General features: G+C 34.9%; 11 protein-coding genes and 1 other RNA gene. 5 read left to right on the top strand and 7 right to left on the bottom strand.

Annotation, left to right across the window (positions count from 1 at the left end; all coding sequences use genetic code 11):
- Both B3C16_RS05700 and B3C16_RS05695 read right to left on the bottom strand, forming a co-directional pair.
- A partial coding sequence (locus B3C16_RS05700; protein ID WP_291129717.1) for a beta strand repeat-containing protein occupies positions 1 to 3,363 on the bottom strand: 3,363 nt, incomplete at its 3' end.
- A 20-nt stretch (positions 3,364 to 3,383) separates the two neighbouring features.
- Positions 3,384 to 3,932, bottom strand: a complete 549-nt coding sequence (locus B3C16_RS05695) for a hypothetical protein (protein WP_121313512.1) — start codon at positions 3,930 to 3,932, stop codon at positions 3,384 to 3,386.
- Between the two features lie 621 nt (positions 3,933 to 4,553).
- Here B3C16_RS05695 and B3C16_RS05690 point away from each other — a divergent pair.
- From B3C16_RS05690 to B3C16_RS05680, 3 genes are read left to right on the top strand one after another with little or no spacing between them, the layout of a single operon-like run.
- A complete protein-coding gene (locus B3C16_RS05690; RefSeq protein ID WP_121313513.1) occupies positions 4,554 to 5,039 on the top strand; it encodes a SixA phosphatase family protein in 486 nt (161 codons plus the stop codon).
- A gap of 2 nt (positions 5,040 to 5,041) precedes the next feature.
- A complete protein-coding gene (gene ppk1, locus B3C16_RS05685; protein WP_291129714.1) occupies positions 5,042 to 7,180 on the top strand; it encodes a polyphosphate kinase 1 in 2,139 nt (712 codons plus the stop codon).
- A 5-nt stretch (positions 7,181 to 7,185) separates the two neighbouring features.
- Positions 7,186 to 8,076: a rod shape-determining protein gene (locus tag B3C16_RS05680; protein ID WP_121313515.1), complete on the top strand. Its 891-nt coding sequence runs from the start codon at positions 7,186 to 7,188 to the stop codon at positions 8,074 to 8,076.
- Here the strand turns inward: B3C16_RS05680 and B3C16_RS05675 are convergent.
- From B3C16_RS05675 to B3C16_RS05665, 3 genes are all read right to left on the bottom strand, one after another.
- Entirely contained in the window at positions 8,073 to 8,483 is a 411-nt protein-coding gene (locus tag B3C16_RS05675; RefSeq protein ID WP_291129711.1) for a DNA polymerase III subunit gamma/tau, read from the bottom strand. The genes B3C16_RS05680 and B3C16_RS05675 overlap by 4 nt on opposite strands.
- A 284-nt stretch (positions 8,484 to 8,767) precedes the next feature.
- Positions 8,768 to 9,850 carry a DNA polymerase III subunit gamma/tau gene (dnaX, locus tag B3C16_RS05670; protein WP_291129709.1) on the bottom strand — a complete coding sequence of 361 codons (1,083 nt, stop codon included), beginning with the start codon at positions 9,848 to 9,850 and terminating at the stop codon, positions 8,768 to 8,770.
- 43 nt (positions 9,851 to 9,893) lie between these two features.
- Entirely contained in the window at positions 9,894 to 10,550 is a 657-nt protein-coding gene (locus tag B3C16_RS05665; protein ID WP_291129707.1) for a hypothetical protein, read from the bottom strand.
- 89 nt (positions 10,551 to 10,639) lie between these two features.
- Here B3C16_RS05665 and rnpB point away from each other — a divergent pair.
- Positions 10,640 to 10,947, top strand: an RNA gene (rnpB, locus tag B3C16_RS05660) — RNase P RNA component class A.
- 73 nt (positions 10,948 to 11,020) lie between these two features.
- Here rnpB and B3C16_RS05655 read toward each other — a convergent pair.
- Together B3C16_RS05655 and B3C16_RS05650 are read right to left on the bottom strand one after the other, a co-directional pair.
- Positions 11,021 to 11,710: a response regulator transcription factor gene (locus B3C16_RS05655; protein ID WP_291129705.1), complete on the bottom strand. Its 690-nt coding sequence runs from the start codon at positions 11,708 to 11,710 to the stop codon at positions 11,021 to 11,023.
- A gap of 3 nt (positions 11,711 to 11,713) precedes the next feature.
- Positions 11,714 to 13,114 (bottom strand): sensor histidine kinase, encoded by a 1,401-nt coding sequence (locus tag B3C16_RS05650; RefSeq protein WP_291129702.1) that lies wholly within the window; start codon positions 13,112 to 13,114, stop codon positions 11,714 to 11,716.
- Between the two features lie 88 nt (positions 13,115 to 13,202).
- Here B3C16_RS05650 and B3C16_RS05645 point away from each other — a divergent pair, with 88 nt between their 5' ends.
- Positions 13,203 to 15,293: an outer membrane beta-barrel family protein gene (locus B3C16_RS05645; protein ID WP_291129700.1), complete on the top strand. Its 2,091-nt coding sequence runs from the start codon at positions 13,203 to 13,205 to the stop codon at positions 15,291 to 15,293.
- Positions 15,294 to 15,352: the final 59 nt, after the last annotated feature.

The following is a 15,352-nucleotide window of genomic DNA, read 5'->3' as shown; positions in this document are numbered from 1 at the left end:
ATCATTAACTAAAACGTTAGCCACAGACTGACCACCAACAGCACCAACAATCGGCGTTCCATTATCATCCACAGCATTGATAGGAGCATTGGTAACATTAACAGTTACAATAGCTGTATCACAATTGGTTGGATTTAAAGTTTCGCAAATTTGGTATGTCAAAGTGTAAGAGCCAGAAGGAGTTCCAGGAGCTACATTCACTGCACCCGTTGTAGTATTAAGAGTAACACCAGGGTTTGTAGTTGATACTTGAGTAAGGATTACATTACTAAGTGTAGCAGGATTTCCGTTTAAGGTATCATTAACTAAAACGTTAGCCACGGACTGACCACCAACAGCACCAACAATCGGCGTTCCATTATCATCCACGGCATTGATAGGAGCATTGGTAACATTAACAGTTACAATAGCTGTATCACAATTGGTTGGATTTATTTTTTCACAAATTTGGTAAGTTACTGTATAAGAACCTGAAGGAGTTCCCGGCGCAACATTTACAGATCCATCTAAAGGATTAAGAGTAACTCCGGAATTAGTTGTTGAAACTTGAGTTAAGTTAACAGTTGCTAAAGTTGCAGTATTACCGTTTAAGGTATCATTTGCCAATACGTTAGTCAAAGACTGACCACCATTAGCACCAACAATAGGAGCCCCGGCATCATTGACCGCATCGATAATAGGTCTAGTAACTGTAATTGTTACAGTAGCTGAGTCACAATTACTATTGTTATTTATTTCACAAATTTGATAAACTATGGTATATACACCAGCTGGGGTTCCCGGAGGTACAGAAACTTGTCCGGTTGTAGTATTAATAACAGGTACAGGATTACTTCCGATTGAAGTCGCAGGAGTAACTACAGTTATGGTTACCTGACTTATAAGAGCAGCAACACCATTTACAGTATCAGTACCATTGCCATTATTACTTAAAACATTGCCGATATTTGTATTTCCAGTTGTCCCGTTTCCACCATTCAAAGTATCATCTTGAGCTATGATTTGAGGACATTTTGAAATCGTGAAAGGAAAATTACAACCATTTCCACCACCTGCTGGAACAGCAAAATAATTAATGGTTGAACCTGCAACAAGAGGAATTGGATTACTGTCAGAATATTGTATTGAATTAATAGTTACCGGGAATTCATTGTAAAATAATGAACCTGGTGGAAAATTTGAAGCAATTTCAGAAGTACCAACTGAAGTGTTAGAGCTACAATAAGTGAAATTTCTAACAATGTTGGTGTTAGGACAGTTTTCAGAAACATAACTAGCACCATTAATTCCAACGTTTATTGGAGTAGGTATTGGTTCTCCGACGCAACTTCCATTTGAAGTATAACCTTGAATCAAGTTTGAGTTGTTTAACGCTACAGAGGTTGTATTACCGATACCTGTAGAGTTTCCATTTATTGCAATCAAGCTTGAACAACTTGAATTGTTTAAAATTGAACAATCTGTTGTGGCTTTTAATCTAAATGTTAATCTAGCCAATACAGTATTGCTATTAGCAGGTAAAACAAGTGTTCCAAAATCCCATACAAGCGATCCTGTTACACCTAAACTAGGGTTAAAGGAAATATTGTTTGGAGTTGGAGTGTTTTGTGGACTAAACACGATACCGGAGGCACTTCCTGCAACATAAGTTGCGTTGTAAGGAATAGGAATAATTAATTTATAATTATTTATTGCTTCACTACCAATATTTTTTATGTCAACACTAAATCCGGCCTCTTGTCCAGGCTGAAGCGAGTATGGTTGTACAGCAGGCGCGCCATTCATAGTTGTTGCTGTAATAAGCCCTTCAACTTCTGGAACATAAGCATCAACAGACATTGCAATCGTAAATATAGAGTAGGTATCTGAAGTGGTCCCATACCTAAAATTGGTAGATGTCTGATTATTTCCAATGATAGAATTTCCTGTATTTGGAATGTCAATCATGGCAATATCTATTCCGGTATTGTTTACTAAATTAGGATTTCTGGTTCCTCCTACATTGATGGAGGAGTTAAAGAAATTCCCTGTGGCATTGCCTGTATGACTTAAATTAGTATAGTTAGTAGTGTTTAAATTTCTAATTCTGAAATAGTCACCTGTAAAACTAACATCACCTTCACTTGCCATTACACCAAGCTTCATTCCTACATTTCCGGTTTGAACTGTGTTGAAACCTGAAACCGGTAAATCAAAACCAGATGTATTGGTTGAGGCTACATATGCATAACCATCAAAGATTGTTACATCTCTCCATCTCATTTTGCTGTTTTCATAGACAACAATAATTCCCCATCCACCTGAGTATCCAGTTCCACCAACATTACCTTCTAATAATGCCATGTCAGCCACAGTGTATTGTCCTATGCCGTTTGTTCTTACATAATCGGTAATTTCAGCATAAGCTGAATAAATATCATCATCACTTCCTGACGGATAGTAAATGTCATTCGTTGAAGCAGTGATTTGAGTATAACCAGAAGCTGTAGGTCCTTTCAAGGAAACTACTCTTTTATTGAATGCTTTTGTAATATTACTAAAAACAGTTGTTGTACCTGAAACATTGACATCAGCATTTGAAAAGTTTTGAGTATCAGTTGTCCCTAGATTAGTCCCTGCATTACGGATTAACTTTTTTATTGTTAAAGTAACAGTACCATCCGTTATTACATAGGGAGAATTAAGTGTTGCCTCAGTTCCAGATCCGTTTACAGTCACAGGGATATTTACAGAGCTACCACCGTTCACTGATAAAGTAACTCTATTGGTAGCAGAACTGTTGAAAAAGCTGAAAGCATAAGTATTACCGTTCCCTGAGAAAGTATAAATAGGGTGACGATTTCCATTAGACCCACCACGTGTCACAGAAAGTGAGTAGTTGGTGTTGTTAATATTTTGATTGTGAATTACATTCAAATTATTGTTAATTGATTGCGTACCTGTTGCTACTTGTTTGGTAACATTGAAAGTGCTGTTTGAGGATGACTTTCCAGTCCAATACAAACCTGCATAAACAATATTCGAACATGATGGAATAGCACCATTTTCTGATGACAATGTCAAAGTAGAGGATGACGAGTTGAATGTATTAGGATCTCCATCAATATCAACATAGGTCATAAACTGGCCATTGTTGTTTGTGGTTGCACCATAATTTTGCGGCGTCAAATTGGTGTTACCCAACATGGTAAAGTCACCTTTCACATTATAAATCTTTTTGGTTGGAGTATATTGTGAAGTTCTTTGGGTAAAAGCTTTTTTAACCTGAGCATTGACATTACTGGTTACTCCTAATAGAAATACCATAATCACAATAGCGTAATTCAGTTTAAAATTTGTTTTTGGGATGTATAAATTCTTCATAATGATTATTTTTATCAATATTATTGATTGTTGTCGCCTTTCTGAACTTTATAAAAAATCATGTACTTTTCATTTTCTCCAGAGATCATGTTTGAGACATTTTCACTAGTTACATCAAATGACGTAGAGAAGTATATGTATTTTAATTTTTTGAATCCTGATAGAAGGTTCAGATTGATTGAATTATTCAACTGACTTACATTTTCTAAATTGATAGTTATGATTTCAATATTATCTTTCAATAAAATTGAATTGTTCAAGTTGTTTAAAGAATTTAAATCCGTAAACAGATTTCTCGGCTTATCTCCATATACTTTCACCTCAGCTCCATAATAATAAATTGAGGGTTGTGTCGTGTACACTAATTCTTTAACATTTCTGACATTCAGAAGTGTGACGCTTGAAGTTGGACCAGCAACTCTTAATGATTGTGACGGAGGTGCTAAAAAAGCATCTAATTCTATCACAGAAGTTGATGATTCATTTGCAACATCCTCAGATAAGGTTTGTGCAAACACATTTAAACTGCATAGAAAAAGCACAGTTAGGGTGATGATTTTTGATTTCATACAATTAGATTTAGTAGAATAATTTTTTAAAAAATTTAGTTTTCGGGCTTGAAGTAAAAGTTGTAGGCATATTGAAGTTATAATATTTTGGGTTATACTATTGACCGCTAAATTATATACAATGCAACAACAGACTCAATTTTCTCTACAAACAACTTGAAAACTCGATTAAATGACACTTTTCTTGCATTTTTTTCAGTTTACAATCGTTTTTTTTCGTTTTTCAACATAAATTTTTGACATGACATTTGGGGTTTTAAGGATGATTTTTTCAGTTTGATAATAGTTTAACAGTTCGAAAGTAGATTGTTTTTTTTAATTCACCAAAAAAAATATCGATAAAATGCATAAAAACATAGATAAAATACAGTAATTAACTATATTATAAAGTTAATTACTACAAATATTAATTAACAATTGATTGTTTATAATTTTTTTATGGATTTAACATTTATTTATATAAAGTTATTTTAACTATTTTTTTATTATTCACTAAGTCATAGATAATGAGTTCATTAAAACGATTTTTGATTCGTGTTAAAAAAATCATTTAAAATAAAAGTTAACCATAAGCTTTAAAAACTTAAATTTATGCAATCAAACAATTTGTAGTAATTAATCATGAAACAATTAATATTGGTTAGACATGCAAAATCCAGTTGGGACGCGCCTCTACATGATTTTGATAGGCCATTAACGGGTAGAGGTATTCAAGATGCTCATTTGGTATCTTCGAATATCAGCAATCATCTTCCTAAAACTTTTTTAGTATGGAGTAGTGCTGCCAAACGAGCCGCTGAAACCGCTATGATATTTGCACAGAACTTGTCATTTCCTATAGAAAGTGTCATTTTTAAAGAAGAATTGTACACTTTCGATGACAGAAAATTAGAACAAATTATAAAATCATGCTCTAATCAATGTGACCATTTAATTGTTTTCGGACATAATGAGGCTATTACGAATTTTGTCAATAAATTTGGAAATATTATGATTGATAATGTTTCCACTTCCGGTTTTGTTGCTATTGTATTTGATAGTGTAAGCTGGAATAACATCGAAAAAGGCACTACTAAAAAAGTTGTTTTCCCCAGAGATTTGAAATAATTATGAGCACAGAAAATAGTTTTCGATATATAGATAGAGAAAAGAGTTGGTTGGCATTCAACGCCAGAGTATTACAAGAAGCGGCAGATGAATCCGTTCCTTTATTAGAAAGACTTAGGTTTATCGGTATTTTTTCCAATAATTTAGACGAATTTTTCCGCGTGCGATTCGCCGCTGTTCGCCGTTTGAGTTTATCCGGTGTTTCAGGCGAAAAGATATTAGGCGGGATTTCAGCCCAACAACTCGTTAAAGAAATTACCGAAATTGTAATCAAACAACAAGCAGAAAGTTTAAGAGTACTTACCAATATTGAAAAAGAATTGGTCAAGCAAAACATCATTATTATCAATGAAGAGGAAGTTACCGGCGAACATGAAAATTTTGTGAAAGATTTTTTTATCCAAAAAGTCAGTCCTGAATTGGTGACAATTATCTTAAATGACTTAGCAGAATTCCCTTTGTTAAAAGATGCTTCGGGTTATTTGGCTGTTAAATTAGTAATGAAAGTCGAGCAAAAACCAAAGATGCTCGGTTGGGTAAAACCCAAACCCGAAATCAGATACGCTATCATTGAAATTCCGAAAAACACAAACAGAATAGTGGAACTTCCGGACAAAGACGGTAAACAATATCTGATGTTGTTGGATGATGTTATTCGTTATAACTTGAGCAGTATATTTAATATTTTCGAATACGAAAGTATCTCAGCACACATGATTAAAATCACTCGTGATGCGCAACTCGATATTGACAGTGATATGAGTAAAAGTATGCTCGAAAAGATTGCCTCTTCGGTAAAAGACCGCAGAATCGGTGAACCGGTACGTTTTGTATATGACCAATCCATTGAAAAAGACACGCTTAAATTTTTCCTGAATAAACTCGAAATCGAAAAGTCCGATGGTATAATTCCCGGCGGAAGATACCACAACCGTCGCGACTATATGAACTTCCCAAACTTAGGGAGATTTGATTTGTTATACCAACCTAAAGCACCACTTCCGGTAGAAGGTTTGTCACTCGATGGTAGTATTTTGAATAAAATTGCCAAAAAAGATTACCTGATTAACGCACCATTTCAGTCATTTTCTTATTTGATTAAATTCCTTCGCGAAGCCGCATTGGATCCCAAAGTAACCAACATTAAAATTACTTTATACCGTTTGGCCAAAAACTCTCAAATCATCAGTTCGCTAATCAATGCTGCTAAAAACGGAAAGAAAGTTACGGTTCAAATTGAGTTACAAGCCCGATTCGATGAAGCCAGTAATATTTCTTATGCCGAACAAATGCAACAGGAAGGAATCGAATTGATTTTTGGAATCAAAGGTTTAAAAGTGCATAGTAAAATCTGCGTCATCGATAGAGTAGAAGACGGAAAAGTGAAACGTTATGGCTTTATTTCGACAGGAAATTTCAACGAAACTACGGCCAAAATTTATACCGATTTGACTTTGTTTACCAGTCACCAACAAATATTAAAAGACGTTTCTAAAATATTCGATTTCTTTGATGTCAACTATAGAATTCACCGATACAAACACCTGATTGTTTCACCTCATTATACACGATCCAAGTTTTACAAATTAATTGACCGCGAAATCAATAACGCCATAACCGGTCGTCCGGCTTATATTAATTTAAAGATGAACAGTCTTTCTGATTATCCAATTATTGACAAATTATATGAAGCGAGTAATGCCGGTGTAAAAATCAAATTGCAAGTTCGAGGCATTTGTTCGTTAATTCCCGGTGTGAAAGGCATGAGTGAAAATATTGAAGCGATTAGTATAGTAGATTATCTTTTGGAACATACGCGTTCATATATTTTCTGCAATGACGACAATCCGGAAGTCTATATTTCTTCTGCCGATTTTATGACCAGAAACCTTGATGGTCGTGTAGAAGTAACGTGTCCGATTTATGATGAAGAAATCAAAAAGCAGATAATCGATACCTTTAATGTAGGTTGGAAAGGAAATGTAAAAGCCCGATTCCATTCTGAAAAATTCGAAAATAAATACAGAGTTCGCAAAGAAGGAGAAGCAATTTTCCGTGCCCAATTTGAAACCTATAATTACTATCGTGACCGATTGGATTTTTGTGAAATCAAAACAAATAAACAAAGCAATAAGTTATAAAGCGAATGATATCCATTAAAAAATATGCAGCCATTGATATTGGTTCCAATGCCATGCGATTGCTCATTACCAATATTGTTGAACAAAAAGACAAAGAAACGCAATTCAATAAAAGTGCCTTGATTCGGGTGCCCATTCGTCTCGGGCAAGATGCTTTTACGGTAGGCGAAATTTCAGAAGATAATATTGATAGAATGGTGGATGCCATGAAAGCATTCAAACTATTGATGAAAGTGTACAAGGTTGAAAAATACAAAGCTTGCGCTACGTCAGCAATGCGAGAAGCTTACAATGGGAAAGAAGTTGCAAACACCATTCGTGAAAAATGCGACATTGATATTGATATTATCGATGGTAAAATTGAAGCTACCATCATCGCTTCATCCGATTTACATAGTTTCCTTAAAACAGATCAAACCTATTTATATGTAGATGTAGGTGGCGGAAGTACTGAATTCTCTTTGTTTAGTGATGGTAAAATGGTCGCGTCCAAATCTTTTAAAATTGGTACCGTTCGCATGCTGAACAATATGGTAAGCGATATCGTTTGGGAAGAAATCGAAAAATGGATTAAAGCCAACACCGCCGAATACGAAAATGTAATCCTCATCGGTTCCGGCGGTAACATTAATAAGTTGTTCAAATTGTCGGGCAAAATGCAAGACAAACCGTTGTCTTATTTATATTTAAATTCTCAATACCAATACTTGAATTCGCTAACCTACGAACAAAGAATTGCAGAATTAGCTTTAAATACCGACCGTGCCGATGTAATCATTCCGGCAACGCGTGTGTATTTGAATGCGATGAAATGGAGTGGCGCACGTCAGTTGTTTGTGCCAAAAATTGGTTTGGCTGATGGAATTGTAAAAGCGATGTATCAAGGAACGCTTTAAACATCCAAATCAAACATCTTTTTCAATAACTCTAAATTCGGGTTGATTTCTACCAAGCGGTTGTATTTGTCCTGATTGGTAAAAGCTCTTTTTACTACCAAAGTTTCGTTGACTTTTACAGTAATGGTAAGGTCGTGGTTGTGAAGTTTACCACGCAAATAACCTAAAATTTCAGGTTTTTCTTTTTCAAAATCTATTTTTGAACTCTCATTCGGCAATTCATGAATGATCGTCGTGCCGTCAAGAATTGGGTCGTTAATGGTTAACAACGAAGCAATGATACGAAACCCTTTGTCTTCCATCCGTTGGGCATATTTCAACCATTGTTCCAACATCTCGGTTTCGGTAAAAGGTTCGTTCGGCAAATGAACCGTGTCTTTTACAACAGATTTATGGGCTTCGGCCATTTCTTTTTTGGCTCGAATACTGGCAAGTGATAAAGCGGAAACTTTGGGTTGTCCCTCGACTGCGCTCGGGATGACAGAAATTGTAGGTTGTAAGTTCTCGGTTGTCGGTTGACTGTTGTCTGTTGTCTGATGAACAATAACTTCTTCTTTAAGTTGAACTTCTTCAGCTTTTTGAATTGAGCTTTCTGCGTTTTGCGCTCTGCTTTCTGGAATCTGAATTACTTCAGGCTTCTTAACTACTTCCGCAATCGAATAATCATTTCTACGATAATAAGTAGGTGGAATTATAAAGTCAACTTTTTTTTTTCTCCATCAAAAGTGATAGAGCTTATTTGCATCAGCGTGAGTTCAACCAACAAGCGTTGGTTTTGGGAAACTTTGTATTTTAAATCACAATCATTCGCCAAGTTGATTCCTTTAAGTAAAAATTCTTGTGTTGCTTTTTGTGATTGTTGTCCGTAAAGTTTTTGTGCCGCTTCACCCATTTCTAATAAAGTAAGTGTCGCAGGGTTTTGGGCAACTAATAAATCTCTGAAATGCGAAGCCAATCCGGCAATAAAATGGTGTCCGTCAAAACCTTTAGACAAAATATCATTATAAGCCAACAAGACTTCCGGAATTTTATGCTCCAAAATCAAATCGGCGATGTTGATATATGTCTCGTAATCCAAAACGTTTAAGTTTTCTGTCACCGCTTGACGGGTCAAATTGTTGCCGCAAAAAGAAACCACGCGGTCAAAAATCGACAAAGCATCACGCATCGCACCATCAGCTTTTTGAGCAATAATGTGCAAAGCGTCGTCTTCAAAAACCACACCTTGACTAGTCGCTACTTCTGCCAAATGTTCTTTAGCGTCTTTTACGGTAATGCGTTTAAAGTCAAATATTTGACAACGCGACAATATAGTCGGAATGATTTTGTGTTTTTCGGTCGTGGCCAAAATGAATATCGCGTGCTTTGGCGGTTCTTCCAACGTTTTCAGAAACGCATTAAACGCCGCCGAAGACAACATATGCACCTCGTCAATGATATACACTTTATATTGTCCGGTTTGTGGCGGGATTCTAACTTGGTCAATCAGATTTCTGATGTCATCCACAGAGTTGTTTGAAGCAGCATCCAATTCGAAGACATTAAATGCAAAATCTTCAAACGGATCATCGTAACCGGGTTGGTTGATCTTTCTGGCCAAAATACGCGCACAAGTAGTTTTTCCAACACCTCTTGGTCCGGTAAACAATAGGGCAGAAGCCAAGTGATTGTTTTCTATGGCATTGAGTAAAGTATTGGTAATAGCCTGTTGTCCAACAACGTCTTTAAACGTTTGGGGACGATACTTTCGGGCTGATACTACAAATTGTTCCATAGAATTTAATCGGATTACAAATATAGAATTTTTGTTGGTTTGGTTATTTGGTAATTCGGTTATTTGAGGTTTTTTTACTAACAATTAGAAAGATAATAGTTAATAAAAGTATAGCGTTGACAATTAGGGAAATAATCAGGGCTTTATCGCTAAAATCATTTTTCATTTGAGTTGTAATGGTGTTTTGTGCCAATTTGTATTGTCTTAATTTTTCAAGTTGGTAAATAAAAGTACTTAAAGACTTGTTCTTGTTTTCTAAATCAAATAATTTCATTTCAATTTCATTTTTTGGAACAGTTTTACCAGCTGAATCAAATTCAAATGGAATAGGAGGAAAACCAGGTCCAAAATCCATCGATTGTGATGGACTACAAGCACTAATATTTATCAAAGTTTTATTTTTATTAAAATTAGCATAAATGATGCATAAACCTTTTTCGTTAAAATAAAAATCACAATTTGATTCGGAGAATGAAGTTATTGTCTTTGGTTCATAATTGCCTTTAAATAATTCAATAATTTTAAATGCATAAGTATTACTTATTGTATCTAGTTTTATCAATTCGCCATAAAAAACGATATCTGCACTTTCTAATCCTCTTTCGACCATTATTTCTTTTTCAAATTCCCTACACTTACAAGCAAAGGAATTTCCATAATATAATAGGAGAAGAATAAGAAGATACTTTTTAAAACGCATAGACATTTAATTTATTTTAAAAGTATGAAATCAAATTCAAAATTCGACATCCAAAATTCACCATTCAAAATTTAAAATTGTTTCTTTGCATCGCAGACCGCCTTATCGTTCCGATTTATCGGGAAGGAAAGTCCGGACACCACAGAGTAGCATAGCGGGTAACGCCCGTCCGTCGTGAGATGAGGACAAGTGCAACAGAAAGTATGTACAGGTAATGCTGTAGTGAAACCAGGTAAACTCTATGCGGTGAAATTCCAAGTATATCGGCATTTAAGGATGACTCGTCCGTTGTCGAAGGGTAGGAAGCTCGAGCCAATGAGCAATTGTTGGCCTAGATAAATGATAAGGGTTTCGAGCAATCGAGATACAGAATCCGGCTTATAGGTCTGCTTTTTTTCAATGAAACTCAACTTTGCTTTTTTTCAAAGTTGTTAGTTGAATTGATCCCGATGCCAATCAGGATATTCTATTTATGATTTCACTTTAAACTCTAACCCAATACTTCTCAAACTTTCAATAGAAATATTGGCATCTTCAGCAAAATATTTTCGAAGCTTACTGATGTAAACATCCATACTTCTTCCGGAGAAATAGTCGTCAGTTTTCCAAACGGCTTGTAATATTTGGTCGCGTTTGAGTAATTGGTTTTTATTTTGGAATAAAAAAGTAATCAATGCTGCGTCTCTTTCGGTAAGTTGCTGGACTTTATTTCCCAATTTCAATTCTAGTCGATAAGTGTGAAAAACATAATTTCCAATTTGAATCTCATTGGTATTGGATTTAACAAAAGCATCTTTGGAAGTTCTTTTTAAAATATTGTTCAACCGCAATACCAATTCATCGGCTTCAAAAGGTTTGATAATATAGTCATCTGCGCCGAGTTTTAGACCTTTGATTTTGTCTTCGCTTTGGTTTCGAGCGGTTAAGAACAAAAACGGAATATCTGGATTGTGATTAATGCATTTTTCGGCTAAAGTAAAGCCGTCCATCTTGGGCATCATCACATCAAAAATGCAAATGACAAAAGTTTCTTTTTGGAACACTTGCCAAGCTTCTTCGCCATCTTTGGCCCAATAAACTTGAAATTGATGTATCTCTAAATATTGTTTCAACACATGGGCAAAATCAATATCATCTTCGGCTAAAAGTATTTTTTTCATAAATTAAACTGCAGGAATACTAATGGTGAACGCTGCGCCTTTACCCAATTCGCTCACCACTTTTATAGAACCTTGGTGTGCTTTGATAATTTGGTCAACATAATACAGGCCAAGACCAAGACCTTTGGTGTTATGGAGATTGCCTTGTTCAACACGATAAAATTTTTCGAAAAGTAACGGTTGTTTGGTTTTCGCAATGCCAATACCATCATCCTGAATACTGATGTTAAATTGGTCATTTTCTTGGGAAGTCACGATAGTGATATTTTGGCAACCATATTTAACGGCATTTTCCAACACATTATTGATAGCGGTCGTCAAATGGAATTTATCTAAATTGAGCGTAACTTCAGTCACGTTAAAATCATGCAAAATCTGAACATTTGGGTAAGCCAAATTAAAATCGGCAATAATGGTTTGTAATAAAGTAGTCGTTTTTACCTTTTCTTTTTGCAATTCAATTTCCTCAAAACCCAGCGAATTGCTCATTACTTGGTCGATGATATTTTGCAAACGAATATTTTGGCGATTTACCGTCTCAAGAATAGCCTTGAAAACCGTTTCGTTTTCTTTCACATCTTCACGCGCTAACATTTTGGTCGAAACGCTTAAAGTTGTTAACGGTGTTTTCAATTCATGCGTGATGTTGTTGATGAAATCGGTTTTGACATCGCTTACTTTTTTCTGTTGAATCAAGGCTTTGATGGCGATTACGAATAAGGTTACCAAAACCAACATCGAAAGAATTGACAAAATCAGTATCGTAGTCATTCGGCTCAAAATGATTTGTTCCCAATTGGCTACCGAAACATACAAACAATCTTCGGTTAATAATTTATAGTTGTCATTTTTAAAACCGCTGGTTGTACCCACATAATTCCGAACCATAAAAGCATCTTCTAGTGATGTCAAATTGCCATAAACCGCATTTTGAATTGTTGGATTTTCGGAAAAAATCGTATCGGTTTTGGTAGCGTTATCAAAAACGATGAACTTATTGACGACAACCGCAAAAGTAACTTGGTTGTCTTTAAATTCTTGGCTCAGTTTCTGGCGCAAGCGATTGGTCAAAACATTGCGATATTCATTGGCTAATAAATCGGCTTTGACTTGATTTCTATAGCTTTTGTCTTTGATAAATTTTTCGGCGATGCTTTTATAAAGGATTTCTTTTTTGAAGAAAATACTTGAGTCAAGGTCAGTGTAATTATTGGTAATGTTCCCGATTTTGTCTTTGACTTCAGCGTGAAACTGCTCGACTTTATAATCATAAGTTGTTTTAACCAAATAGATTTGAATAGCGCAAAGCACCAATAATACTATGGTAGAAAACCCGATTAATAAATTTATTTTTTGCTTCACAACATTGGAATGATTTTTCAAAATTAAGAGAATTATGTTCAAATAAAACTTTTAACCGTGCATTAACCTCCAATTAACTTTCGGGATCAAAAAATAGAAACATTTTTGCGACCAATAAAAATCATGAAAAATGTACAAAATCTGTTTATTATTAGCCCTATTAATTGCCCAATTCGCTTTGGCACAAGAAAAAACACAGCAAGAAAAACCCAAAGAACTGGAAGAAGTTGTAATAGAAAAGGAAACCAAAACCTTTACCAACAAAAACGGAAACATCAAAGTGGACGTCGCTAATTCTATTTATAATTCAGTGCCCAACACGCTTGATTTGTTGGCGAGATTACCCAAAATCCAAATTAGTCCTGATAAAGAAAGCATTTCTATAGTTGGAAAAGGCAGTCCGTTATTGTATATCGACAACCAAAAAGCTGACATGAATGATTTGAATTCGTTAGCGGTCGAAGACATTAAAACCATTGAAATCATCAACAATCCATCTTCAAAATATGAAGCCAATGGCAGAGCAGTAATTCTGATTACTCGAAAGTTCAGCAAAAAAGAAGGCTATAAAGTGGTGGTTTCAGAAACTGCTTCTTTCAAAAAATACTTTAATAATTATTCGGGAATAAATGGCAATGTAAAATCGGGTAAATTAGAGTTTAAAGCCAATTTCAATTACAATCAACTCAAAGTCTGGGAAAGCAACGGCAATGATTTTACGATGCCCGATTTTGGAATCCAATCGGATTATTTAGTGACTGCGGTAACCAAAAGACCTCAGTTTATCTTTGGCGGCGGCGTTTTTTATAAAATAAACGAAGACGATTATCTTTCGGGAAACTTTAGTCGAAGAAGTCAAGACGATATTTTTGACATTGTAACGCATACATTTAACCAAGACCAAAATGGAATTAATGAGATCAATACCTTGAGCAATAATGATGAATATCGAAATTTCACGAACAGCTTTTTAAACTACAATCATAAATTTAAAGGTTTGGATGTTGTACTGTTTTCAGGGTTTCAATATTCAAGTTTTAATCAAAAAATGAAGAGTACGATTTCTAATAATTACAATGATACCGGATTTGAATTGGAACAATACAGAAACCAGATGTTTGGCATCGACGTTTTTTCGGGCCGAATTGATTTGGAGAAAAAGTTCAAAAACGACATGAAGTTAGAACTTGGAGGCCTTTATTTGCAGGCCAATGCGGATACTGATTTTGAAGTTGAAAATATTAATCTGCCAAGCTCTGTAAATTCTATTTATCATTTTAAAGAAAAGAACATAGCGGCTTATACCCAATTTTCCGGCAGTTATAAAAAAGTAAATTATGCAATAGGACTTAGAGCAGAAAATACGATAGCTAAAGGGAAATATGCTACCGAAAGCAGTTTGTCTATTGATAAAGATTACATCAATCTTTTTCCAAAAGCACAATTAGAGATAGCAATCGACAGCAGTAACTCCATAAGTATGAATTACGCCAAAAGTATCACGCGGCCTAACTTTTCGGCTACAAGTCAGACAACAATTTATATCAATCCGTATTTAGTTTGGTCTGACAATATCAACTTAGATCCAACGTTGTCTGATGAAATTTCGATAGGCTATCAATACAAAGACAAATCAATTAAAGTGGCTTATTTTAGAACAACCAATCCGGTTTACTACAGTACCTCTTATAATGAGACGCAAAATCTGTTGACTTTTATCTCAACCAATTTCGAGAAGGAAACAAACTTCAATATCGAATTGACGCTTCCTTTTAAATATAAATTTTGGACCAATACCAATGTGTTGAGTTTAAGTCAAAATAAAGTTGAAGATAAATCGGCTGTTGTAAACGAATCAGAACCGAATTTGTATTTTTATACCAATCATGTTTTTACGTTGCCCAAAAAAATAGACCTGTCAATTAATGCTTGGGGTTTGACCAAACAAAAGTTGGGTATTTATGAAGGAAACGCTCTTTTTGTAGTAAACGCAGCGGTTTCCAAAACTTTTTTCAAACAGTTGGATTGTACTTTGAGTTGGGATGACATTTTTAGAAAGATGAATTTTAAAAATGAATTCACCATTAATAATGTTTCTGCCAAAGGAAAGTATTACACCGATTCGCGTGCTATTTCTTTAGCAGTTAAATATTCTTTTGGAAAAATAAAAAAAATCAGAATTCAAAGAAAAAAGTATAGACGAAAACTCGGGAAGAATTAGGTAAAAGCAAACGGTTTCGATTTTCTACGTCATTATTCATAACTTTGTTAGAGTGAGAT

It is taken from the genome of Flavobacterium sp. UBA7682, from assembly GCF_002482945.1.
In the GTDB taxonomy this organism is placed as follows: Bacteria; Bacteroidota; Bacteroidia; order Flavobacteriales; family Flavobacteriaceae; genus Flavobacterium.
This window is presented reverse-complemented; position numbering and strand designations above follow the sequence as displayed.

Bases quoted from the DNA above. Each gene is read 5' to 3' on its own strand.
- B3C16_RS05695 (WP_121313512.1), bottom strand. From the start codon at position 3,932: ATGAAATCAAAAATCATCACCCTAACTGTGCTTTTTCTATGCAGTTTA.
- B3C16_RS05690 (WP_121313513.1), top strand. From the start codon at position 4,554: ATGAAACAATTAATATTGGTTAGACATGCAAAATCCAGTTGGGACGCG.
- ppk1 (WP_291129714.1), top strand. From the start codon at position 5,042: ATGAGCACAGAAAATAGTTTTCGATATATAGATAGAGAAAAGAGTTGG.
- B3C16_RS05680 (WP_121313515.1), top strand. From the start codon at position 7,186: ATGATATCCATTAAAAAATATGCAGCCATTGATATTGGTTCCAATGCC.
- B3C16_RS05675 (WP_291129711.1), bottom strand. From the start codon at position 8,483: ATGGCCGAAGCCCATAAATCTGTTGTAAAAGACACGGTTCATTTGCCG.
- dnaX (WP_291129709.1), bottom strand. From the start codon at position 9,850: ATGGAACAATTTGTAGTATCAGCCCGAAAGTATCGTCCCCAAACGTTT.
- B3C16_RS05665 (WP_291129707.1), bottom strand. From the start codon at position 10,550: ATGCGTTTTAAAAAGTATCTTCTTATTCTTCTCCTATTATATTATGGA.
- B3C16_RS05655 (WP_291129705.1), bottom strand. From the start codon at position 11,710: ATGAAAAAAATACTTTTAGCCGAAGATGATATTGATTTTGCCCATGTG.
- B3C16_RS05645 (WP_291129700.1), top strand. From the start codon at position 13,203: ATGTACAAAATCTGTTTATTATTAGCCCTATTAATTGCCCAATTCGCT.